The sequence below is a fragment of the Corynebacterium mendelii genome (assembly GCF_017307055.1).
Taxonomy (GTDB): Bacteria; Actinomycetota; Actinomycetes; order Mycobacteriales; family Mycobacteriaceae; genus Corynebacterium; species Corynebacterium mendelii.
In genome coordinates this window covers 116444-117212 of sequence record NZ_JAFLEQ010000014.1, presented here as the reverse complement: position 1 = coordinate 117212, position 769 = coordinate 116444, and the positions used below count along the sequence as shown (strand labels likewise).

At 59.4% G+C, this 769-nt stretch carries 1 pseudogene; it reads left to right on the top strand.

The window, feature by feature from the left end:
* Positions 1 to 206: 206 nt before the first annotated feature.
* Positions 207 to 769: pseudogene (locus JZY06_RS12320) on the top strand (OPT family oligopeptide transporter); the annotation flags it as partial.

The window sequence follows — 769 nt, the reverse complement described above, 5'->3', positions numbered from 1 at the left end:
GGACCCCGTTTTTATGTCCGCATGTTTGTTGTTGGATATGGTGCCGGGCAGGAATCTTACCGGGATAACAGCTAGCGGTAAGTCTTTGACCAGTGACAACGCTTGTCCGGTCGGGTTAATGGGATGGCTGAAGGTTTGATTCCCGCGGGTGGGGTGCATAATCGGGGGGACACTGTCAATATTTGATTCGTTCTTAGGGAAAAATCATGTCCACTACAACCTCCGCCGGTTCCCCGCGAACTGGCGGTACCAATGCGGTTGCCGAGTTGACGCTGCGAGGCGTCATCATCGGCGGCATCATCACCCTGGTGTTCACCGCGGCAAACGTTTATCTGGGGCTGAAAGTCGGCCTCACCTTCGCCACCTCGATTCCGGCGGCGGTGATCTCGATGGCGGTGCTGCGCAAATTCGCCAACCACTCCATCGTCGAAAACAACATCGTCCAGACCATCGCCTCGGCTGCAGGTACCCTGTCGGCGATCATCTTTGTGCTGCCCGGCCTGGTCATGGTCGGCTACTGGACCGGGTTCAGCTACTGGGAAACAGCAGCGGTGTGCGCCATCGGCGGCGTGCTCGGTGTCATGTACTCCATTCCGCTGCGCCGCGCACTGGTCACCGGTTCCGATCTGCCCTACCCGGAAGGTGTCGCCGCCGCAGAGGTCCTCAAAGTCGGCGACGAACACGGCTCGGCCGAAGACAACAAACTGGGTCTGAAAGTCATTGTCATCGGCGCCCTGGCCTCCGCCGGGATGCAGCTGGCGGTGTCACT